Raw genomic sequence first — 22,966 nt, 5'->3', positions numbered from 1 at the left:
AACCTGAAACACAAGTTGAAAATATAAGGATATATCTATATTTAAATAGACGAAAGTTGCTTATGATGACCTGGAATCAACCCACAGGATAAATATTTTGTTAGAGACCTAGAATACTACCAATGATTCATCTACACCTCTCTATCCCATAAAAGTTAATTTAAAAAAAACATCAGGAAATAATTGAAGCGGTTTTCAAAATAAAAAAACGGCTTATTCATTATGAACAAGCCGTTTTCTTGCTTATATTCGCATCAGAGCAAAACCTGAGTCCTCCTCAATAAGAGTTTACTTTGACAAAGTTTTGCCCCGTGCTGCATGCAGTTTTTTGTAGCTATCGATCAGACGTAAATGACGGTCCAAACCTTCAAGCTTCATGCTGGTTTCAGTTAGACCATAGAAGCGGATACTGCCGTCCATCGAGCCGATCACCGCATCCATACGCTCATCACCAAACATACGGCGGAAATTGGCTTCGTAATCATTCAGATCCATGTCATCGTCAAGTTCTACTTCCAGAACCACATTCATGCATTGATAGAACAAGCCACGCTCAACGGTATTGGTATTATATTGCAGGAAAGTTTCCACCAGCTCTTTGGCTTCTTCAAACTCTTGCAAAGCAATATAAATCAGCAGTTTTAATTCCAGAATGGTGAGCTGACCCCATACCGTATTGTCATCAAACTCGATACCAATCAAGGTACTAATTTCAGTGTAATCATCTACTTCAACATCTTCTAGACGTTCAACCAGAGCAACCAACTGGTCTTCATCCAAACGGTGCAAGTTCAGGATATCTTCACGGAACAATAAGGCTTTGTTGGTGTTATCCCAGATTAAATCTTCAACCAGATAAATTTCCGAATAACCCGGTACTAAAATACGGCAAGCGGTTGCACCTAAATGCTCGTACACAGCCATGTACACTTCCTTGCCCATATCTTCGAGAATGCCGAACAACGTTGCCGCTTCTTCAGCATTGGAGTTTTGACCTTGGTTGGTAAAGTCCCACTCTACAAACTCGTAGTCAGACTGGGCACTAAAGAAACGCCATGACACTACACCGCTGGAATCAATAAAGTGCTCGACAAAGTTATTCGGCTCGGTTACCGCGTTACTGCTGAATGTCGGTTTAGGCAGATCATTCAGGCCTTCAAAACTGCGACCTTGGAGCAGTTCAGTGAGGCTGCGCTCCAGGGCGACTTCAAAGTTCGGATGTGCACCAAAAGAGGCAAATACACCACCCGTACGCGGGTTCATCAAGGTCACGCACATCACCGGATACTGGCCGCCTAAAGAAGCATCTTTAACCAGTACCGGGAAGCCTTGCTCTTCCAGACCTTTGATCCCTTCAACAATTTTTGGATATTTTGCCAGTACATGTTCAGGCACATCCGGAAGTGCAAGCTCACCTTCTAAAATTTCGCGTTTAACGGCACGTTCAAAAATTTCAGATAAACACTGGACCTGGGCTTCGGCCAAGGTATTCCCCGCACTCATACCATTGGAAAGATACAGGTTTTCAATCAGGTTGGATGGGAAATAAACCGTTTCACCATCAGAATGACGCACAAATGGCAATGAACAGATGCCGCGCGCAGTATTGCCCGAGTTGGTATCATACAAATGTGTGCCGAGCAGTTCATCTTCAGGGTTATAAATTTCTAAAGTGTATTCATCCAGAATTTCTTTTGGCAATTCTCCATTTGGACCTGGCTGGAACCATTTTTCATCCGGGTAATGCACAAATTCAGCATTGGCAATTTCTTGCCCCCAGAACTGGTCGTTATAGAAGAAATTACAGTTCAAACGTTCAATGAATTCACCCAAAGCTGAAGCCAAAGCACTTTCTTTGGTCGAACCTTTACCGTTGGTAAAGCACATCGGCGATTGGGCATCACGAATATGTAAAGACCACACATTCGGTACAATGTTGCGCCATGATGCGATTTCAATCTTCATCCCCAGGTTCGCCATAATGCTGGACATATTGGAGATGGTTTCTTCTAATGGCAGGTCTTTACCTGGAATATAGGTGCTGCTTTCCGAGGTCAAGCTCGGCATCAGCAAGGCTTGAGCATCGGCATCAATGCTTTCCACTTCTTCGATTACGAATTCCGGACCGGTTTGAATCACTTTCTTTACCGTACAGCGATCAATAGAGCGCAAAATACCCTGGCGGTCTTTTTCGGAAATATCAGCCGGTAATTCAACCTGAATTTTAAAAATCTGCTTGTAACGGTTTTCCGGGTCTACAATATTGTTTTGCGACAAACGGATGTTATCGGTTGGAATGTCACGCGCTGCACAGTACACCTTTACAAAATAAGCGGCACATAATGCTGACGAGGCGAGAAAATAGTCGAAGGGACCTGGCGCTGAACCGTCACCTTTATAGCGGATGGGTTGATCGGCGATTACCGTGAAATCATCGAACTTGGCTTCTTGTCGAAGGTTGTCAAGATAATTGACCTTAATTTCCATGCGGGCACCTAAATATTCTTATGTGTCAGTGCAACACATAAAAATCAAAAAAATAAAACATAAGCCGAATTACAGATAAGAAACTGACTTAAAAAATAGTGTGACTAGTGTCATGCGTGCAGCATCCCGAACGACTGACCCTAGAAATGATGGACAGTATTATAGAGTGATTTTGCCTGATTGATAACTTTTGTCTGCTGTTCTCTCCTATTTATGAAAAATGCTTAAAACAGGACAACTTAGATCTGGCAGTATCAAGACAATATTTCCAGACACTTTACTAAATATGTAGGTCTTACTCAGGTATAAGTCACGACTAGACATCATGTGGAGCTTCATCATGAATTGTGAAATAAAGTAAATTTCAATCAAATTATGTAGAAAAAGAAAATAAAAATTACACTGAATTAAAGGGTTCCACACATAAGCTCATAAAAATTTCCACAATAGATACTAAATCTTTCAATAAGATTTTAGCTACAAACTGCAAACCTGCATTTTGTGCCTGTTGAAGTCTGAACTCGAACCATGACTTCAAGCATTTCTACAAAAAAGGTTTACTCAAATCAGTTGAGGTCAAATGATGATAAAAACAACGCTAAGCATAATCGGACTGTCTTTGGTTTCCACACTGGCTCTGGCTGCCGACCCCTTACATGGGAGCAAATGGAAAACAATTGATGATGTGACCAAGAAACCCTTATCTGTGGTTCAATTTACTGAAACATCGAAGGGTGTACTTTCAGCAAAGATTGTAGATGTATTGGAAGGCACTGAAGGAGAAAAATGTACCAAGTGTAAGGGTAAATTTTATAATAAACCGCTTCAAGGCGTACAGATCGTATCTGGACTGAAAAAGGCCGGGAACAATAGCTATGATGGCGGAAAAATTACCGATCCTAAAAATGGTAAAACTTATAGCTTTAATGCCAAACTCTCTGAAGATGGCAAAACTTTAAATGGTCGAGGTTATATTGGCATATCTGCCCTTGGTCGAAGCCAGACTTGGGTACGTATCCATTAACAACATCAGATTGAATCAATTAAAAGTGACTTTAATCAGTCGCTTTTAATTGCAAATCACACATTCCTTCTGAAATAGCTCTACTCTGATCTTTTCCTAAGTAAGTAAGATTGTTAATCTGTCATTTCAACAAAATTAAACCGGCAATCATTATTCATCCGCTATTTTTAGTTTATAACCCATGTTTTCAGCGCTAATGACTGACTCTTGTCTAATTTTGAAAATCGCGATTTTACCGTCGTCTGCCCCACATAAAGCAATATGTGACATTTGATCTGTACTTATTTCAGCAGCAAAAACTTTAATATTTGCCTGTTCTAATTCATGTTTAAGTTGATGAAGCTGATCATCGGCATTGACTCCCGAACACTGTTTGGTTCCTAATGATTTTGTAATCATGATAAAGTGCGTTTGATTTGTACTATAGGTTTGACATCCCCCTAACCCCAATAGTGCCATTACTACAAAGCATATATGTTTCTTGATCATGTTGATTCCATCCATCATATTTCTAAAAGGTACAGAGCATAAAATAGCGTTTATCTCATCGTTAATTTATCTGTCTGATTACCCATTCCAAGAATACTTTTTTATCAAGAAAATTAGGAGAATGGGTGGAATCTATGACCTTTTGCTTACCGTTAAATGTCCCCAAAAAACTATAAGAATTTTTAACTTCAAAAAAACCGCCATTTATTTCATGGATTTCATAAAAAAATTCTTTTAACTTCTCGAACTGGGTGTCCTTATGAAAATAAGGACGCAAAAGTAAAAAATTATAAATTTGTTCCAGAGTACATAATTCATTTTGCATATTCATGCTTATCCGCCTATATAAATATGTTTAGATTGATTTAACCAAATTACAAATTAAATTCTATAACAATATTTTTTATAAAGTAATCATGGTTAAAATTTCTATAAATTAAAAAAAATAATAAATCATTTTTTGATCACAAGGATAATCGATAACAATAAGGCTTATACTTCCTCCTTAAAAAAGGATAATAATTTTTCAATTCAAAAATATAATCAATAATATAAGATTGTTAATATTTTTGAATATTATTTCAAGATCATGCCGACTAAATAATCCAAGTGAATATCCACTTGCATTGTGGCAAATATACGTCAACATACATTCGTGTAATCAAAGTTATATAAAATGTAACCATGTTATGCAAAAATATTTAATTAGCAAGTTTAATACCTTATTTTTTAACTATATATTCATTAAATATCAATAATTACAATTTATTTTTTGGCTGATTTTGCAAGTATTTTTAATCGGATTTTAAATGTAAAAAATACTTGGAATGAGACTTTATCTACATTCTAACACCTTAAAATCTATATTTTTTTAATCTCACTCAGGCACAGATATAAAATTAGACAAAAATAAAATAAGCATAAACTATGTAAAATTTATTTATTTTATGTAGCTTTAATAATATTTTTATCCCTCAATTATTTTTTTAATGATATTTATGAATGAATCAAATAATTAATAGACAGTAAATATGTGTGGCTCAAGTTCTTATTCTCACCCCTGTCAACATTACGCTCATAACTTGCTACAATTTATAATTCCTTATTTATCCCGGGATAAAAAGTATTGTTTATTTCTGGATATTGATGGAACAATCTCAGAATTTCATCCTGATCCCTCTCAAAGTTTTATTTCATTCACCACCTTAAATACTTTACAGCAGTTAAGTCATTTGAATGTTTCGATCATCTTTCTTACCGGTCGTTCAGTCAAGGTTGCCTCAAAACTCCTGTTTCCTTTAAAAATGCCCATAGCAGGTACGCATGGCCTGGAAATAAAAATCGATGACGACACTCAATTCAGTATTGCTACAAATGCAATTCATTTTTCTTCATTACAAGACGATATTCGAAAACGCTGTCAGCCCTATCCTCAATTGTTGATTGAAAACAAAACCTATTCTGTTGCAATACATTATCGTCAACATCCTGAACTTGCTGATATTGCAAAACAAATTGCTGAAGAAATTCTAGAAACCTACCCAGAACTGAAAATAAATGAAGGGAAATATGTATTTGAATTGCTCCCTCAACAGGCAGATAAGGGACAAGCGATTCAAACGATGTTGGAGTATTTAAATCTTAATGATGTATTCGCTATTTTCATTGGGGATGACAAAACCGACGAATCTGGCTTCAAAGTTATCAATCAGTTAGAAGGTATCAGTATAAAAGTTGGACCAGAACCTACCCAGGCGCATTACCGACTAAAAAATGTTGAAGATGTTACTGATTTTCTTGATTTATTTTCACAATTCTTAGAAGAACATTGTTTGAGACTGTCTCAAGTATCAGAGGGAGAAAAAGCATGTCTAGATTAATCGTATTATCGAACCGTGTCAGTTTACCCAATCCCGATAAATCTACCGCTGGGGGATTAGCCGTGGCCTTGCAAGATGCACTTGCTGATATTGGTGGAATCTGGCTAGGTTGGAATGGTGAAAAAATCGCCAACCATCAAGAGCCGCTCTTTAATCAAACTGAATATAAAGATGTGGAATACGTTACATGTCCTTTAACTGAAGAGCAGTACCAAAACTATTACTGTGGTTTTGCCAATAATACTTTATGGCCGGCAATGCATGATCGCGCCGATTTAATTGAATACCAGGCTCAGGAATACACGACCTATCAACAGGTTAATCAGCTATTCGCCAGACAGCTCAAACAAATGGCCGAGCCCGACGATTTGATCTGGGTACATGATTACCATTTTTTAAGTGTGGCGCGTTATTGTCGGGAAATGGGCATGAAAAATAGAATTGGATTTTTCCTGCATATTCCCTTTGCTGGCCTAAAGATCTGGAATTTAATTCCTACCGCACAATCATTGATTCAAGACCTTTGCCAGTATGATGTTGTGGGTTTACAAACTGAACATGACCAGCAGCAATGTATGCAAGTGTGCAGTCATTATCTGGCTACTCAGCCTATCAATACTCACATGTTGAGCTTTAATCATCATCAGGTCACTGTGCAATGCTATCCGATTGGGGTTAACCCAGAACTGATACAAAAAGTCGCCGAGCAAAAAGATGAAAATACTTCCACTATATTTGAATTTGAGAGTCTTAGTGATCAGCAAACCATTATTAGCGTCGATCGCATTGATTATTCCAAAGGGTTAATCGAACGGTTTAATGCCCTGGAAGCATTTTTACAGAGCAATCCTGAATACCATAAGCATCTTATCGACATACAAATTGCCTGTCCCTGCCGTATGGAAATTGCCGCGTATAAAGATTTATTTGAGCATTTACAGTCCAAGGTGGATTTGATTAATCAGGAATTTTCTCAAGATGACTGGTTACCGATTAACTGCACCCATGCCACCATTTCACATGATGTATTAATGAAAATTTATCGGCAAGCCAATATTTGCTGGGTAAATTCTTTGCGTGACGGAATGAATCTGGTCGCCAAAGAGTTTATCGCGGCCCAGGACCCGGAAAATCCGGGAGTACTAATTCTTTCAAAATATACCGGTGCAGCAGCGCAGATGTCTGAAGCGTTAATGGTCGATCCTGAAAATTGCAGCAGTATGATTCAGGCCTTAAAAAAAGCCTTAACCATGGCAAAATCAGAACGTTTGGAACGCTATCAGCAATTGATGAATGGCTTAAAAAGTTTTGATATCAATGACTGGCGCAATGCATTTTTAGCCGATCTGAAAGGCGCTGAAAAAGTCAATATCCTCCCCTCATTCACTAAAAAATCTTGTCAGAAAATTGCGAATTATTAAGTATTTAAAACAAGAATTTTATATTTTTTAGTGATAAAAAACGAGCATATCTACTCTTGAGTATGCTCGTTCTATTTTAATAAATTAAATCAAGATATTAAGAAGCTTTGACCTGAGTAAAACGGTTTAAAAAAGCAATGGTTAAAAGCAAAGTCGCAATAAACCCAAAGACGACAGACAAGCCCATCATTTCACTGCTAATCCCAACCAAAGCAGGTCCCAATAAAGAGCCCGTATACGCCATGGTAGAAACACATGACAATGCGGCTGCTTTAGACATGACATTTTGACGGCCCACACGTGAAAACATCACCGGAACAATATTCGAACAACCCAAGCCCAGTAAAACATAGCCTAATAAAACCACAATCCAGTGTGGAGCAACCACCACCGTAAACAGTCCAAGCGCTGCACAAACTGCACTGTAGATGATGATATTTTTTTCACCCAGAGCCTTAATTAAATAATGACCTGCAAAACGCCCCGAAGTCATGGCAATTGCAAAGCAGGTATACGCCAGACCAGCTAAAGCAGGTTTTACGCCGTATTCATTGATTAGATAAATTCCGCTCCAATCCATTGCCGAACCTTCTGAAAGAAAAGCAATAAAACACACCAGACCCATCAAAATGATTAACGGACTGGGAAGTTTTTTGGTCTTGCTTTCAACTTCAGTAGTATCAGTTTTTGGTTCCTTTTTAATGACCTCTAAACTATTAGGCACGGCCATGACGCTTAAAACCACCAATAAAAGACAAATTGCCAAAGCACTCATCAAGGGGCTCACACCTGCTGCAAGTAAGGCAGTAACCGTCATGACTCCGGCCAGACCACCTAAACTGCACATGCCATGAAACTGCGACATCATGCTTTTGGCACTGTTTTTTTCCACAATCACAGCTTGTAAATTAATTGCCACACCCAGGCTACCCGCAGCTGTACCAAACAGGAACAAAGCAATGGCCATGATCAAAATACTACTGGTTAAAGCAAAAGTGGGTAAAACCATGAGCAACAATAAAACGGCTACGGAAATAATGGCACGACACCCCACTTTCTGGATCAGTAAACCTGTTGCAGGCATTGCCAGCATGGAACCTGCACCGATACACAGCAATAAAGTACCAAAATCGGCATGATTCAGGTGAAGTCGCTGCTGTGCGTAGGGAATCAGCGGAGCCCATGCTGCAGTACTGAGACCTAAACTAAAGAAGCTCAGTAATGTAGATAAACGCTGTGCAGAGTGCTGAGTTGCATGACCCAGATGTGCTGTTTTAGTTAAAAACATATGTGTGCCACCACAAGAAATAGGTTTTTGGCCGTCCCTTTCAGGATAATTTCCAGAGAAAAACCCCGGAAATTATAGATATTTTCTATAACTAAACCAGGGTTTTAATTTGGCGAAATTATACACAAAAAAAGAGTAAATCAAGCCGATTTTTTAGGAATTTTAAAGAATATTTTGTAACTGCTGTAAATATCTAGTCTCTTTAGGTAAAAGAACAATAAACTATCTAAAACTTCAATTATTTTAAATAAATCAATAAAAACAATATTTTATGTTTTTAAAATCTCTACTAAATAATCATATCATTGAAATAATTATAAAAATTTTCTCAAGCTTATCTGATCTTTTTTATCGGAGATTTTTATGGCAATTATTTAGAGAAAAAGCCAAATTTAAAGTGGTTATTCATTAATATTTTTATAAGATATACAACTTACTAAAGAAATCTACCAAAGATTCAATATTTTAATTTCATAGCAAACCTTTACTTCAGTACACCAAGCGACCTTTAGCTCGTTTTTTCAGCAATCCTGTCGAGTCATTTTCATAAGGAAGTGATCCTCTTTCAAATTTCCTTTGAAAAGTAAAATAATCATTCAACTATCTCGATGACCCGATAAAAAAGCCCTATAGTTTTAAGCTACAGAGCCAATTTCTAAACTTCAAGATTTTATTTATTTTTAGAATAGTAATCTTCAATTAGACAATCTTAACCTTCTACAGATTCATTTTTTTATGCTCTGCATGGGGTTCATCCGTTTTACCAGTAAGACTTCCTTTCATCACCTTAAACAGTTGGGTCATTTTATTGTCGGTGACATTCCAATACTCGGCACTGACAGCCTCAGCAACCAGAACCCGTACACTCGGATCATCTCTTCCTTCGAACCAGTTTTCAGCCCATGAATTCCACAGTTCATCAATCAGGGCGGAGTTTGTACTGATATGTGCATGTGCACTAATTGAAACATAAATGCTATCTGAAGGTTTAGCGAAGGACAGTCCAATCTGATTACGTCCAGATTCAATCGCATTCACCAGATCATTGGAACTTTTCAAAATAAAGTAAAGGTTCTGGCTTTCATTCATACGTTCAGAATTAAGCATAGTCATAGGTTGTGCATGGATTTCCTGGGATTCAGTACTATGACTGATCATTGAAAATCGTATCTCTTTAATCAGTTCCCATAATTTTTCACGATCTTGATTATCTGTCATCATTATTCTCCTGCAATAGACCTAATATAAACTCTCTAATTTTGTGCTTAACTTCTGTTCAAGATTAATTATATTTTCCAGTTTTAATATCCTATCTCACTGATTTTATACATTTGCATAATAAAAGCTGTTAGCAATGATCATAAGAATTAACGAAGACCAATTCTGTTACATTCAGCTGGAAAGGTTTTCAGATTCTTGAGATAAATAAGAATAAAAATGAGATATAGGCAAAAAGAAGCCCCTTGTAACTCACTCGGGGCCGTTTGAAACTTGCTTTAAACTAAGTTTGGTTTAGTTATTGATGTCTTTTATTTTATAGTGTATGTACAGTTTTTTTATACATACTGAATTAACCGATACTTGTTGTTGAGTGATCAAATGAATGGCTCTCCTCTATAAATATGGTAATTTATACATAGCAGGAACCATGCCAAAAAATAAAATGAATGATTTCTGAAAAATAAAAAAGCCCCCTATAAAAACATGAGACATTTTAGTGGAATCAACCTGTGTTTGAACTCAATGTTCATATCTTGGTATTAGGCTGTTGCACCAAGTTGTTCCCTTAGCTTCTGGTCTTGAAAATTTTTGACCTGATCTGGTTCATTAAAGGTCACAAAGTAGTTTTGGCGACGGTTTGGCCAGAAATCTGCAATTGTAAAATGTTGGGTTAAACGGTTACCCCCCAAGGCAATGCCATTTTTCTCCCAGTGATGGCTATAAGTATATTACAGCACCTGCCCTGTTTTTCACCGTTTCCCCTTTCTCAATAACATAGGCATCATTGTTATTACCATCGTTGATCAATATTCAGCGTATGAAATAGATGAAATTCGAGCGAACGCAGAATATTTTATTAAAGATTTTGCAGTGCTATTAATTTTTTTCAGCTAAAAAATACCATAAATCATTCATATTCATGACATCTTCTGTAGACGTATGTGTCCATGATTATTTGGCTTTCTTATAGACTGAGCCTGAACCCACCAGATTGCCGGTTTTCTCATCAATTGCAAAATCAACCATAGCCGCACCAGCATTAACCTCAAGAAAACCATTTTTGCCCACTGAGGCAGGTACAGGATTTTTCTTTTCAGTTTTACCCGTTGCTTTATCTTTTATCGTATTGGTAATGAAATAATTGTCACCATTCTTGGAAATGACAAGGATATTTTCAAGTTTTGGATTTTCCAGGGTGTTTTTCCAATTTCCCTGATAATCCGGTGTTTCAGTGGTACACGCAGTTAACAACAGTGCTAATGAGATTCCTGAAAAATATTGAAGATATTTCAAAACTTAAGACCTTGAATGTTACGACGCGGTCATTATAGAAAGAACGATCTTAGGGTTAAGCGAGATCTTGTAGGTAAAGCGTTTCAGCCGTAATGAATCTGTCTTGCCTTCGTCATTTTTTGAAAATTCTCTCCACATTTCATTCATAAAAACTTAACTTAATTTAGAATTAGATTAGAAATTAAAAAACCCATCATAAGATGGGTTTTATTTTATACATTTAACTATCTTTATGCAGTTTTATGCATATTTCCAGTCTCTTCAAATGTTGCATGCCAGGACAAGGCTTCTTCAAGAAGATGCGGGGTTTGCCCACCACGCTGGCAAGCGCGTTCAAAATAATCATTCAGTTCATCGCGATAATCAGGATGCGCACATAAATCGATAATCTTGCGGGCACGCTCACGCGGAGCCAGACCGCGTAAATCTGCCAGACCGTTTTCTGTCACCAAAATATCAACGTCATGATCGGTATGGTCAGTATGGCTGACCATTGGAACTACAGATGAAATAGCCCCACCTTTGGCGACCGATTTGGTCACAAAAATTGCTATATGGGCATGCCGGGTAAAATCACCTGAACCGCCAATACCGTTCATCATTTTGGTACCGGTGACATGGGTAGAATTGACATTGCCGTAAATATCAAACTCCAGTGCGGTATTGATGGCAATAATCCCCAAACGGCGGATGATTTCAGGATTATTGGAAATTTCCTGCGGACGCAGCACAATTTTGTCTTTGTATTGTTCAAAATTCTGCATCACATGTTGTGCACAAGAATCTGACAAGGTCATTGAACAGCCTGAAGCAAAGGTCATTTTACCTGAATCAATCAACTCAAAGGTACAGTCCTGTAAGACTTCCGAATACATTTCCAAGTCATGAAAATTGGAATGTTCAAAACCTGAAAAAACCGCATTGGCAATCGAACCTACTCCAGACTGTAATGGGCCTAAATTTTCCGGTAAACGTCCAGCTGCCACTTCGCCTTCAAAGAACTGAATCAGATGTTTGGCAATAGCCAAAGTATCCTCATCCGGTTCATCCATGTTAAAAGAGGTATCAGGAATGTCATTCAGCACAATCGCTGAAATCTTTTCCGGACTAACCTGAATCCCAACCGTTCCAATCCGGTCACCCGCATGAATCAACGGAATCGGTGCGCGGTTCGGACGGGCTTTCGGTATATAAATGTCATGTACGCCTTCCAGTACCGGATTAATGGTATTGTCAATTTCGACAATCACATGATCTGCCATTTCCACAAAGTTGGCCGAGTTACCGCATGAACCGGTTGGAATAATCTGCCCATCTTCAGTAATCGCCGTTGCTGCAATCACCGCGACATTAATCGATGGCAAGTTGTGATGACGGATGTTATCTGCCATTTCAGACAAATGCTGATCGATATACATCACCTCACCAGCATTGATGGATTTACGCAGACCGGGATCAGCCTGATAAGGATAACGGCGCTCAATTGCATGGGCTTCATTTAAACGGCCATCAATTTTATTGCCTAGGCTGGCACCTGTCGCCAGGGTGATTTTCAAGGGATGCTCTTTGGCATGTTCAGCCAGAGCCAACGGTACTGCTTTTGCCTCACCTGCACCACCAAAACCACTTAAACCGACTACAGCACCGTCTTGAATCAATTTAATCGCTTGTTCAGCAGACATAATTTTGTCGCGAAGGGAGACTAAGCGAATGCGATCTAAACCATTCATAATAAAAATCTCAAAAATAAACATATTGTTTTTCACCATCCCGGCGTGCTGGAATGGTGGTTGTTATTGCTTATTAAATTCTAATTCGTTACTTATCGCTCTACGCTGATAGAGACTTTTTAGATCAGCTCGACTGCAACAGCAGTTGCTTCACCACCACCAATACATAAACTGGCAATGCCTTTTTTACCACCGGTACGTTTTAGGGCATGTACTAAAGTCACGATAATACGTGAACCTGATGAACCGAGTGGATGACCCAATGCACAAGCACCACCATTGATATTCACTTTTGCTTCATCCAGATTGAACGCATCTATCGCAGCCATCGCCACCATGGCAAATGCTTCATTGATTTCCCAAAGGTCAACCTCCTGAGCATTCCAGCCAGCTTTTTTCAATACTTTTTCAATCGCACCGACTGGTGCAATACTGAATTCTGTAGGATGTTGTGAGTTGGAGCCATAAGCGACAATTTTTGCCAGTGGTTTTAATCCCCGTTGTGCCGCAATTTCCTCTGAAGTCAGCACTAAAGCCGATGCACCATCTGAAATCGAACTGGAATTGGCGGCAGTAATGGTGCCATCTTTTTTAAATGCAGGACGTAAAGTTGGAATTTTATCGGCCTTGGCATTCAGCGGTTGTTCGTCTTGCTCAACAACTACATCACCTTTACGTGAAGACACGGTTACAGGCACGATTTCTTCTTTAAAATAACCATTGTTGATGGCAGTGACCGCTTTATTCAACGAGCTGATGGCAAAGGCATCTTGCTGTTCGCGGGTATAACCTTTTTTATCTGCCATTTCTTGTGCAAGAATACCCATCGACAAACCGGTTTCAGCATCTTCCAGACCTTCCTGGAACATGTGATCGGTGATTTTGCCATGTCCCATACGATAACCGGCACGCGCCTTGTCCAGTAGATATGGCGCATTACTCATCGATTCCATACCGCCTGCAACTACAATTTCAGCAGAACCGGCTTTAATGGCATCAGCAGCCTGCATCACCGCTTTCATGCCTGAACCACAAATTTTATTAATGGTGGTTGCACCCGTACTGTCAGGTAAACCTGCCTGACGCATGGCTTGGCGTGCCGGACCCTGTTTTAAACCGGCCGGAAGTACACAGCCAAAAATCACTTCATCAATATCGGTTGGTTGCAAGCCGGAACGCGCTACAGCTTCTTTAATGGCTGCTGCACCTAAATCTGGTGCTGTAGATGAAGACAATGCTCCTTGGAAGCCACCCATTGCTGTACGAACACCATTTACAATAACAATCATTTTTTCCATCCTAATTTATCAATCTTGTTGTGTGACATGAGCTATACCCTCAGCTCATGTCATTTCCATCTTTATTAAACCCTGTATTAAAGTGTAGTGCCAAACTTAAGATTGGGCAGTAAAGTATTCCTCTGGTAACTGCATCACTACATCGGCACCGGCTTGAATACGTTGTACACGTGCAGCCAGGTCAGGTAAAACTTTGGCTACATAATACTGCGCTAACACCAGTTTGTTCTGGAAGAACGCTTCCGCTTTTGGTTGAGCGGCCTGGCTAATACGTGCATACATATAGACAAAGCTGAGTAATCCCACTACATGCAAGTAATCCACTGCTACAGCATTAGAGAACTCTGGCGCTGTTTTTGCATGGTTCACAATGAAAGCGGTAATGTCTTCAACTTGTGTACACACATCTAATGTAGCGGCTTTAATTGGCAAGGCATCATCTAAAGCTTGTGCAAACTCACGAATTTCCACAATGTATTCAGCAAGGTATGCACCACCGCATTTGATGGTCTTACGGCCAATCAGGTCAATCGCCTGAACGCCGTTGGTGCCTTCGTAAATTTGGGAAATACGCAAGTCACGAATACATTGTTCCATGCCCCATTCACGAATATAACCGTGACCACCAAACACCATTTGTGCTTCTAGGCTTGAATCAAGTGCCTTGTCGGTTAAGTAGGCTTTTGCAATTGGGGTTAACAGTGCAACACGGTCATTGGCTTTACGTACTGCTTCAGCATCGGTTGAGTATTTGGTGATGTCGAGCTGTTGACCGACATAAACAGCAAAGGCGCGTGATGCTTCGTTGTTGGCACGAGCATTCAGCAACATACGACGCACATCGCCATGCACTAAAATAGAATCGGCTGGTTTTTCAGGTGCTTTTGCACCGGTTGCCGAACGGCCCTGCAAACGGTCTGTGGCATATTGTGCAGCATTTTGATAGGCAAATTCAGCCGCACCAATGCCTTGTATCCCCATAGATAAGCGTTCGTAGTTCATCATCACGAACATGGCTGCCAGACCTTCATTTTCCTTACCAACGATATAACCTTTGGCACCATCAAAGTTCATTACGCAAGTCGCAGATCCCTTAATCCCCATCTTATGTTCGATAGAACCGGCAGATACGGCATTACGTTCACCCACCGATCCATCTGCATTGACATGGAATTTAGGCACGATGAATAAGGAAATACCACGTGAGCCAGCCGGTGCATTGGGTGTTTTTGCCAGAACCAGGTGAATGATGTTTTCAGACAGGTCGTGTTCACCACTGGTAATAAAGATTTTTGTACCGGTAATATTGAAAGAGCCATCTTCATTCGGTTCCGCTTTGGTTTTGATCAGCCCGAGATCTGTACCAGAATGCGGTTCTGTCAGACACATGGTACCTGACCATTCACCAGTGTAGAATTTTGGCAGATAAGTCTCTTTTTGTTCTTGGGAAGCACGGTCATTAATCGCCATACCTGCACCCACAGTCAGTAATGGGTAGAGCATAAATGAGGGGTTCGTACTCCAGATCATTTCATCAGCCAGTACCGTCAGCATTTTAGGCATGCCCTGACCGCCCCATTCTTCAGGTGCCCCTAGACCCACCCAGCCACCTTCGGCAAACTGTTTAAATGCTTCTTTAAAACCTTTAGGTGTAGTCACCACGCCATTATTAAACTGTGCGCCGCCTTCTTCATCACTGCTGCGGTTTAGATCAAGGATGACGTTTTTAGAAAACTTGGCCATTTCCTCTAAAATCGCATTAGCCGTTGCCATATCTAAATGAGCAAGGTTTTCATTACCCTGCCAGAATTCATCTGCCTTAAATACATCATTTAAAATAAATTCCATGTCTTTAAGGGGTGCGTTATAAATAGGCATATTGCTTTCCTTATGTGAAGACTTCGCATTAAAAATAGTGAAGTGCTTTTTAAAGTTGTAAGAACCTATACTGAAATAACGGATTTATTCTCACGTACATCTCGCTAAGTAAAATTTGACTATTCGCGCAGTTTGCAACATCCATGAAGAAAAAATGAATGCAGCGAGAATCAGGTTTAAAAACTTTACTCATCAGCTCGAGTGTTCAGAATCATTTCATCATTACTATTATGAGCAACGAATGAAACATGGTTTCTGTAAATCACTTTAAACTGAACCACTCACGATCAAGCCTAAGCTTAAATATGTGAATGAAATACGGTTAAATCAGCATATCTGCTCTTTGCGTTTTATGGGTTAATCCCTTTTTTCAACGCAAAAAGACAATAAAATAATTATGCGGTAATTGGAATTTTATTGATGATTATTGACCTCTCAGGTTCTCACTGATTGACTTTTATTTTGTGCTATGCAATTGCAAATCTAAGCTGATTTAATGTGCTTCGTTAACCATCAGTTTATATTGCCTCTCTTGCATTAAAACAAAAAAGTGCTTTTTATTTTCTTATGCTAAAAACAAAGCAGTGCTTTGTTTTTGACTCATATCAGACATTAGTTGGGTTGTCATAGGCTTGATATCGGTATATTTTAAATTGGCTTTTTTTATGTCTTTCTGGGACTTGCGATGAATACGGTACGCCAACAAAATTTTCAATTACGCAAAGAGAAAATTTTAGCCATGGCAGAAACACTGTTGCTGGATAATAATCAGGACATTACCCTGGCAGAACTTGCGTGTGAGCTGGATATTGCCAAAGGGACCATTTATAAACATTTTAAAAGCAAGAATCAGCTCTATTTAGAACTGATCATCTTGAATGAAAAAAGATTATTGGAAATTTCAAAAAAATATAAAAATAATATTAAAACCTATGTTTCACAGTACATGCTCTACAACATGTTAAATTCCAACCGGACCATTTTATTGCATGTGATTGAAGAACGCTTAACCAATAATGAACGCAAGCTGAAAGAATTATTTGAACAGCTTTATCGGGTACGTGAAGAGCGGATTATTGAAATTAAGGACATGACCGACGAATATCTGAAATCCTTCAATAGTGCCATGTCGATTCGCGACTATTTGTCTTATATCTGGACGGTCACCTATGGTGCTTCCTTGTTGCTCAATTCAACCCATTACCAGAAAGCCATTGGTTCACGTGAACGCTTGATTAAACTGTATATTAACCAAGCCTTAATGACTCCGGATAAAATTTCTTGATATTCGGGTTTCAATAAATCAATTATTGATGAATGATTTTATGCATAGGGTCATCCAGGTCATTCATTTTCGAGAACAATTCATAACACATCTGCCGCAGCCATTGATGGCTGGTCTTGTGATGGCAGGACATATGCCAATATTGCTTGACTGCATAGGTGGGAAAAGTAATCGGTGCATCAAAAATCTGTAAATTGCCGCGCGACAATAACACTTCACTTAAATAATAAGGTACGGTCGCAATTGCATCGGTTTCCTGTACAACCAGACCAACGCCCAGATAACTGGGCAAGCGCATCAAGATATTACGTTTCAGTTCTAAATTTAACAATTCATTTTCAATATGATAATGCCCCATTCCGGCATCAATATCGATATGGGGTTCATTGATATATTGTTCAGTGCTTAGACTGTTTTCGCTCAGCCGCGGATGGTTTTTGGATGCAATCACCACATAATATTGCTCAAACAGTTTTTGCTGATAAAAACCATTTTCCAGATGGGGTAAAAAACCAATCGCCAGATCAATTTCTCCATTGGCCATTTGATAACTGGTTTCAGAAGTAATGGCGCGAACATTTAAACGAATATTTGAAGCATGCTGTTTTAAATATTGGGAAATTTTAGGCAATAACACCAAATGCGACACATCGGTCATGGCAATGGTAAATTTCTGCTGTGAAGTAGTCTGGTCAAAATCAACGGTGAAATTATTGATGATTTCTACTTTACTCAAGGCTTCACTGACCAGTGGGAACAGCTGTTTCGACAGTTCAGTCGGCACCATTTCATTGCCGATTCTTAAAAAAAGCGGGTCATTATAATGCTGACGGATTTTATTCAGGATATTGCTGACTGTGGGCTGACTCATGGCCAGATATTCAGCCGCGACGGAAACACTTTTATATTTATAAATATAAAGAAAAACGCTGAGTAATTTACAGTCGAGCTCAAACACCGATTCAAATCCCTAAATCTTTAATTTGTAGAGGCAATACATCATCTGCCTTTTGAGTGCTATTTCCAATGTCCATTTATACCGAAATAGCATGCCATACGAATAAGCTTTGGCTGAAGCTTATAAAATAAATTCTACCAATAAAAATCAAAATAACATAACAGACTGCTTTCACCCTTGTTGACACCCTCTTTATTTTACTCCCTGAGCGGAATTGCAATATATTTCAAGTCTGTGTAAGAGAAATAAAAAGGATGGATGAAAGAGGTCTAAAGAAACACATCACTCAAACGGTTTGACTTAAACCTGAACGCATCAAATTTAAGTCAAACTATAAAGCCTACAGCAATTAATCTGCTGAAATATCTTCAAACAATACTGAAGATAAATAGCGCTCACCGGCATCCGGTAAAATTACCACAATGTTTTTACCGGCATTTTCAGGACGTGCTGCCAATTGAGCTGCGGCTGCCATGGCTGCACCACTTGAAATACCCACCAGAATACCGTCATGGGTGGCTGTTTTGCGTGCCCATTCAATAGCTGTAGCACTTTCAATAGCAATGACTTCATCCACTAAATCCAGATCCAGGTTTTTCGGAATAAAGTTGGCGCCAATGCCCTGAATTTTATGCGGTCCCGGAGTCAATGGCTCGCCGCGTTTCGCCTGACCAATAATCGGTGATTCCGCAGGTTCCACAGCAACCGAATAAAGCGGCTGATTTTTTACCTGTTCAAAATAACGTGAAATACCGGAAATGGTGCCACCCGTACCGACGCCAGACACCAGGATATCGACTTTACCGCCAGTAGCTTCCCAAATTTCGGGGCCTGTGGTCTGTTCATGAATTTTAGGATTGGCCGGGTTTTCAAACTGTTGCGGTAAAAAATACACATCCGGTTGTTCAGTGGCTAAACGTACTGCTTCATCTACAGCGCCTTTCATGCCTTTGGCCGGCTCAGTCAGTACCAGATTTGCACCAAAAGCCTTCAGCACCTTACGGCGCTCAACACTCATGCTTGCAGGCATAGTTAAGGTAATGTCATAACCTTTGGCAGCTGCAACAAATGCCAGTGCAATACCGGTATTGCCACTGGTTGGCTCGACAATATGCATGCCCGGTTTAAGCAAACCTTTTTCTTCAGCATCTGCAATTAAAGCGGCACCTACCCGGCATTTCACCGAGAATGCCGGATTACGGCTTTCAACTTTTGCCAATACGGTTGCATCGGATGAAATGGCACGATTAATACGAATTAAAGGTGTATTGCCAATCGCTTCAGCATTATCACTATAAACCGCTATGGCTAAATTGTTCGGTGCTGGAAAAGCAGAATCAGTACTCATTTTAACTCCTTGAGCTGTCTTTTGATTTTAAAGTCATGCGCTCATCATAAGCCATTTACACTTTCAAGATAAGTTTTTCTATTGCTATGCTTATTCAACTTAAGTTGTGATTTCAATCTAAAAAACAATGCTTTTTAAACCGATAAGCTTGTAATATTGACCAAAGAGTTACCACTTAAATGACGTAATTGTCATCAATAAAGTTTGTATTTATTCATGCAATTGCACACAATATCCAGCAAATGAAAACTGATTTAGGGAATCACATGTCTCATAAGAGTTATAGCCGGTTCTATCGACAATTTACACAGAAAATTTTAGATAAAATTGTGACTCCTCAAGTCTTGGGCAATACTGAAGAATTAAAAAAAACCTTAGAATATCAAACAGATAAAAAAATAATTTGCTATGTATTACAAGATGCATCCTTAAGCAACACGGTCCTGATTGATACTGAAGCCAAAGCACGCCAACTGCCTTCTGTTTTTACGCCTTTCAGCATTCAGGAGTTGCAGGAAGATGATTCTATTCTGGCTTTAAACCTACCCAACTCACAAAATCAAACCTATCATTATTCAGCCAAGCTCATTCGGCTGATTGAAGCTCTGGAAAAATATCCCGAATACGAAATAGAACTGGTTCCGGTGACGGTTTTATGGGGCCGCTCACCTGAATATGAAGACTCCTGGTTTAAAGCCTTATTTGCCGATGCCTGGGCGACACCGTCCAAATTAAAGCAGGCTTTGAATATTTCTTTATATAGCCGTGAAAACTATATTGAATTTCACAAACCCATTTCCCTAAGAGCAGCTATAGAAAAATCTAAAATTGAATATCCAAACTTTTCCCCGGCACATTCTGTGGTCAAGGAACTCAATAGCAATTTCAATAAATACAAAGAAGCCATTTTAGGTCCCGACTTATCCGACCGCCGTAATCTCATTAACAAGTTAATGAAAACCGAAACGGTGCAAGATGCTATTCGTAAAGAAAGTATTGACAACAAAATCAGCATGTTCGAAGCAGAGAACCGTGCCAAAGGCTATTTAACCGAAGTGGTTTCGGACTTTTCCTATTCTACCCTACGTTTTGCTGAACTGGCGCTGACCAAACTCTGGACGCAACTTTATGATGGAATTGAAGTGCATAATTTCGATACCGTCCGCGAGCTGGCCAAAGATTACGAAATTGTTTATACACCATGCCATCGCAGTCATATCGATTATTTACTGCTGTCTTATGTGATTTTTAACCGTGGCTTGATGGTGCCGCATATTGCGGCAGGCATTAACCTCAACTTGCCTGTGGTCGGTCAGATCATGCGTGGTGGCGGTGCTTATTTCATCCGTCGTACTTTTAGTGGAAATGAGTTATATACTTCTGTTTTTAAAGAATATTTGCATAGTTTATTGTCGCGTAACACCCCTTTGGAATACTTTATTGAAGGTGGACGCTCACGGACTGGTCTGCTGTTACCACCGAAAAAAGGCATGCTGTCGATGACGGTACAAAGTCATTTACGTGGTGCAACCAAGCCAATTGCCTTTATTCCTACCTATTTTGGTTATGAAAAACTGATTGAAGGTACGTCTTATTTAAATGAACTGAATGGTAAACCGAAAGAAGCCGAATCGATCTGGGGCATTTTAAGTTCAGTCCGTAAAATTGAAAAAGTTTTTGGACAGGTATACGTCAATTTTGGGGAACCGGTTTTTCTGGATCAGGTTTTAGCTGAGCATCAGGCCAAGCAGATTAAACTCAATATTCACGATGAATTACCCCAGCCTGTTATTCAAACTGTGAACCAAGTTGCAAATTCTATTTTGGAAAATATTAATAAAGCAGTGGTCATTAATCCGATTGCTTTAATTTCACTTATTTTATTGAATGCAGATAATCATGCTTTAACTGAACATGATTTAATCGGCAAAATTGATCAATATCGTCATTTATTAAAAACAATGAAATATGATGCAAAAATGATCATGACAGAATTATCGAGCACAGAGATTATTCAATATGCTGCAAAATTAAAACAGGTTGAAATCTTCAGCCAAAATAATCAAAACTGGGTACGCGTTGCCGAAAGTCAAAAAATTCTGTTAAGTTATTTTAGTAATAATATTCTGCACTGTTTTATTTTGCCGGCATTAATTGCAATGCTGGTGCATTCATATAAAAAAATCTCTAAGCATTATTTAACTGACACCCTTAAAAATATCTATCCCTATTTTAAAGAAGAATTTTTCTTAAAATGGTCTATGGATGAATTAGAAAAAGAAATCACACTTATTATAGATGGTTTAGAACATTTAGGCTGGATTGTTCGTCAGGATCAAACCCTTTCTATCCCAGCCGATGAACACATGCAAAACCAGTTTGTCACATTGGCCCATTTGTCTGCTTCCAGCCTGAATAACATGACGATGATTGCTGCATTACTTCAGCAGTATGCTTCGCTGCAAGCACTAAGCCTGAAAGAACTGGAGAAAATGGGTAAAGCGGTACTGAACAAACTGTCACAAACCAAAAAGATTCAGGCTGGTTATTATTTTGACAGCGCCACCTTAAAAAGCTTTATTGCTATATTAAAAGAAAAAGGTCTGTTCAGTACTCAAGAAAATTATTTTGTCATTAGCGATGATTTTGAAGAAAAAATGTCTGCAATTTTTAACTGGTATAATCCTGAAACGCGTCAGGCAATCACTGAAGCCGTGCATTTTAATGAAAAAGAATTAAAAGGATTTAAACAGACCCATAAAAATTGATGAATCATATTTTGCATTGCTATCAGGCATTTAATCTGGATTAAATGCCTTATTTTAATGGATATAAGAATATCTGATAATTACTTTCATAAAAAACCATTGAAAATGTTACATTTTCATCCTATATGAGATTAATCAGGCAGTATACTGCCTAGGTTACTGTTGCGTAGTATGGAAATGCTGTATGAACACCGATCTTGAAATTGCTTCTATGCATGAGTCTATTGATGTTGTTGTCACAATATTAAAATCATTAGCCAATACAGATCGTTTACTTATTTTATGTCATCTTGCCAAACAAGAATTAAATGTATCACAAATAGAACAGACGACAAAAATAAGCCAGCCTACCTTATCACAGCAACTGATGATGCTACGTAAAAGTGATATGGTGACCACTCGTCGCGATGGAAAACAGATTTTTTATTCCATTAAAGATGAAAAACTGGTTCAGGTCCTCAATACCCTATATCAACTCTATTGTCCTAAAAATTTAATTTAATCATATAAATAAAAGAAAATTGAGCAGATGTAATCGTCCTGATAAGATTTCTTAGCATTTTTTATGCATAATATATCTAAAATAGTGATTTAGTTT

At 38.8% G+C, this 22,966-nt stretch carries 18 protein-coding genes; 6 read left to right on the top strand and 12 right to left on the bottom strand.

Annotated elements, in window-relative coordinates:
* Window positions 1-288: 288 nt before the first annotated feature.
* The gene (locus tag ABJ384_RS07470) at window positions 289-2,487 is read right to left on the bottom strand and encodes an OsmC domain/YcaO domain-containing protein (RefSeq protein ID WP_349929675.1); all 2,199 of its coding nucleotides are present in this window, start codon (window positions 2,485-2,487) and stop codon (window positions 289-291) included.
* Between the two features lie 583 nt (window positions 2,488-3,070).
* Here ABJ384_RS07470 and ABJ384_RS07465 point away from each other — a divergent pair.
* Window positions 3,071-3,511, top strand: a complete 441-nt coding sequence (locus tag ABJ384_RS07465; RefSeq protein ID WP_180042603.1) for a DUF2147 domain-containing protein — start codon at window positions 3,071-3,073, stop codon at window positions 3,509-3,511.
* 150 nt (window positions 3,512-3,661) lie between these two features.
* Here ABJ384_RS07465 and ABJ384_RS07460 read toward each other — a convergent pair whose 3' ends face one another.
* Both ABJ384_RS07460 and ABJ384_RS07455 read right to left on the bottom strand, forming a co-directional pair.
* The gene (locus ABJ384_RS07460) at window positions 3,662-4,000 is read right to left on the bottom strand and encodes a hypothetical protein (protein WP_349929674.1); all 339 of its coding nucleotides are present in this window, start codon (window positions 3,998-4,000) and stop codon (window positions 3,662-3,664) included.
* Window positions 4,001-4,061: 61 nt separating this feature from the next.
* On the bottom strand, window positions 4,062-4,331 hold the full coding sequence (locus ABJ384_RS07455; RefSeq protein ID WP_349929673.1) for a hypothetical protein: 270 nt from the start codon (window positions 4,329-4,331) through the stop codon (window positions 4,062-4,064).
* 700 nt (window positions 4,332-5,031) lie between these two features.
* Here ABJ384_RS07455 and otsB point away from each other — a divergent pair.
* On the top strand, window positions 5,032-5,880 hold the full coding sequence (otsB, locus tag ABJ384_RS07450; RefSeq protein WP_349929672.1) for a trehalose-phosphatase: 849 nt from the start codon (window positions 5,032-5,034) through the stop codon (window positions 5,878-5,880).
* Window positions 5,868-7,301 carry a trehalose-6-phosphate synthase gene (locus ABJ384_RS07445; RefSeq protein WP_349929671.1) on the top strand — a complete coding sequence of 478 codons (1,434 nt, stop codon included), beginning with the start codon at window positions 5,868-5,870 and terminating at the stop codon, window positions 7,299-7,301. Before otsB ends, ABJ384_RS07445 begins: the two co-directional genes overlap by 13 nt.
* Window positions 7,302-7,398: 97 nt before the next feature.
* Here ABJ384_RS07445 and ABJ384_RS07440 read toward each other — a convergent pair whose 3' ends face one another.
* The 7 genes from ABJ384_RS07440 to ABJ384_RS07410 all read right to left on the bottom strand — a co-directional run bounded on the left by ABJ384_RS07440 (window position 7,399) and on the right by ABJ384_RS07410 (window position 16,009).
* On the bottom strand, window positions 7,399-8,589 hold the full coding sequence (locus ABJ384_RS07440) for an MFS transporter (RefSeq protein WP_349929670.1): 1,191 nt from the start codon (window positions 8,587-8,589) through the stop codon (window positions 7,399-7,401).
* A 717-nt stretch (window positions 8,590-9,306) separates the two neighbouring features.
* Window positions 9,307-9,807 (bottom strand): pyridoxamine 5'-phosphate oxidase family protein, encoded by a 501-nt coding sequence (locus ABJ384_RS07435; protein ID WP_349929669.1) that lies wholly within the window; start codon window positions 9,805-9,807, stop codon window positions 9,307-9,309.
* Window positions 9,808-10,349: 542 nt separating this feature from the next.
* Window positions 10,350-10,499, bottom strand: coding sequence for a hypothetical protein (locus ABJ384_RS07430; RefSeq protein WP_349929668.1), 150 nt, complete (start codon window positions 10,497-10,499; stop codon window positions 10,350-10,352).
* A 262-nt stretch (window positions 10,500-10,761) separates the two neighbouring features.
* The gene (locus ABJ384_RS07425) at window positions 10,762-11,103 is read right to left on the bottom strand and encodes a hypothetical protein (protein ID WP_349929667.1); all 342 of its coding nucleotides are present in this window, start codon (window positions 11,101-11,103) and stop codon (window positions 10,762-10,764) included.
* A 230-nt stretch (window positions 11,104-11,333) separates the two neighbouring features.
* A complete protein-coding gene (locus tag ABJ384_RS07420) occupies window positions 11,334-12,833 on the bottom strand; it encodes an acetyl-CoA hydrolase/transferase family protein (RefSeq protein ID WP_349929666.1) in 1,500 nt (499 codons plus the stop codon).
* A gap of 119 nt (window positions 12,834-12,952) precedes the next feature.
* On the bottom strand, window positions 12,953-14,122 hold the full coding sequence (locus ABJ384_RS07415) for a thiolase family protein (protein WP_349929665.1): 1,170 nt from the start codon (window positions 14,120-14,122) through the stop codon (window positions 12,953-12,955).
* 105 nt (window positions 14,123-14,227) lie between these two features.
* Window positions 14,228-16,009 (bottom strand): acyl-CoA dehydrogenase C-terminal domain-containing protein, encoded by a 1,782-nt coding sequence (locus ABJ384_RS07410; RefSeq protein ID WP_349929664.1) that lies wholly within the window; start codon window positions 16,007-16,009, stop codon window positions 14,228-14,230.
* 685 nt (window positions 16,010-16,694) lie between these two features.
* Between ABJ384_RS07410 and ABJ384_RS07405 the strand changes: the two genes are divergently transcribed.
* Window positions 16,695-17,294 (top strand): TetR/AcrR family transcriptional regulator, encoded by a 600-nt coding sequence (locus ABJ384_RS07405; protein WP_086196960.1) that lies wholly within the window; start codon window positions 16,695-16,697, stop codon window positions 17,292-17,294.
* A 22-nt stretch (window positions 17,295-17,316) separates the two neighbouring features.
* Here the strand turns inward: ABJ384_RS07405 and ABJ384_RS07400 are convergent, their stop codons facing one another.
* Both ABJ384_RS07400 and cysK read right to left on the bottom strand, forming a co-directional pair.
* Window positions 17,317-18,252: a LysR substrate-binding domain-containing protein gene (locus ABJ384_RS07400; protein WP_086196961.1), complete on the bottom strand. Its 936-nt coding sequence runs from the start codon at window positions 18,250-18,252 to the stop codon at window positions 17,317-17,319.
* A 349-nt stretch (window positions 18,253-18,601) separates the two neighbouring features.
* A complete protein-coding gene (gene cysK, locus ABJ384_RS07395) occupies window positions 18,602-19,600 on the bottom strand; it encodes a cysteine synthase A (protein WP_180176410.1) in 999 nt (332 codons plus the stop codon).
* A 266-nt stretch (window positions 19,601-19,866) separates the two neighbouring features.
* On the opposite strand from cysK, the gene plsB reads away from it, so the two are divergent.
* Window positions 19,867-22,368, top strand: coding sequence for a glycerol-3-phosphate 1-O-acyltransferase PlsB (gene plsB / locus ABJ384_RS07390; protein WP_349929663.1), 2,502 nt, complete (start codon window positions 19,867-19,869; stop codon window positions 22,366-22,368).
* Window positions 22,369-22,552: 184 nt separating this feature from the next.
* A complete protein-coding gene (locus ABJ384_RS07385; protein ID WP_086196964.1) occupies window positions 22,553-22,870 on the top strand; it encodes a metalloregulator ArsR/SmtB family transcription factor in 318 nt (105 codons plus the stop codon).
* The last annotated feature ends 96 nt before the right edge of the window (window positions 22,871-22,966 follow it).

The sequence above is a fragment of the Acinetobacter sp. A1-4-2 genome, from assembly GCF_040233925.1.
Classification (GTDB): domain Bacteria; phylum Pseudomonadota; class Gammaproteobacteria; order Pseudomonadales; family Moraxellaceae; genus Acinetobacter.
The sequence above is the reverse complement of the archived record's forward strand: the minus strand, read 5'-3'. Positions and strand labels throughout refer to the sequence as shown.

Bases quoted from the DNA above. Each gene is read 5' to 3' on its own strand.
- ABJ384_RS07470 (WP_349929675.1), bottom strand. From the start codon at position 2,487: ATGGAAATTAAGGTCAATTATCTTGACAACCTTCGACAAGAAGCCAAG.
- ABJ384_RS07465 (WP_180042603.1), top strand. From the start codon at position 3,071: ATGATAAAAACAACGCTAAGCATAATCGGACTGTCTTTGGTTTCCACA.
- ABJ384_RS07460 (WP_349929674.1), bottom strand. From the start codon at position 4,000: ATGATCAAGAAACATATATGCTTTGTAGTAATGGCACTATTGGGGTTA.
- ABJ384_RS07455 (WP_349929673.1), bottom strand. From the start codon at position 4,331: ATGAATATGCAAAATGAATTATGTACTCTGGAACAAATTTATAATTTT.
- otsB (WP_349929672.1), top strand. From the start codon at position 5,032: ATGTGTGGCTCAAGTTCTTATTCTCACCCCTGTCAACATTACGCTCAT.
- ABJ384_RS07445 (WP_349929671.1), top strand. From the start codon at position 5,868: ATGTCTAGATTAATCGTATTATCGAACCGTGTCAGTTTACCCAATCCC.
- ABJ384_RS07440 (WP_349929670.1), bottom strand. From the start codon at position 8,589: ATGTTTTTAACTAAAACAGCACATCTGGGTCATGCAACTCAGCACTCT.
- ABJ384_RS07435 (WP_349929669.1), bottom strand. From the start codon at position 9,807: ATGACAGATAATCAAGATCGTGAAAAATTATGGGAACTGATTAAAGAG.
- ABJ384_RS07420 (WP_349929666.1), bottom strand. From the start codon at position 12,833: ATGAATGGTTTAGATCGCATTCGCTTAGTCTCCCTTCGCGACAAAATT.
- ABJ384_RS07415 (WP_349929665.1), bottom strand. From the start codon at position 14,122: ATGATTGTTATTGTAAATGGTGTTCGTACAGCAATGGGTGGCTTCCAA.
- ABJ384_RS07410 (WP_349929664.1), bottom strand. From the start codon at position 16,009: ATGCCTATTTATAACGCACCCCTTAAAGACATGGAATTTATTTTAAAT.
- ABJ384_RS07405 (WP_086196960.1), top strand. From the start codon at position 16,695: ATGAATACGGTACGCCAACAAAATTTTCAATTACGCAAAGAGAAAATT.
- cysK (WP_180176410.1), bottom strand. From the start codon at position 19,600: ATGAGTACTGATTCTGCTTTTCCAGCACCGAACAATTTAGCCATAGCG.
- plsB (WP_349929663.1), top strand. From the start codon at position 19,867: ATGTCTCATAAGAGTTATAGCCGGTTCTATCGACAATTTACACAGAAA.
- ABJ384_RS07385 (WP_086196964.1), top strand. From the start codon at position 22,553: ATGAACACCGATCTTGAAATTGCTTCTATGCATGAGTCTATTGATGTT.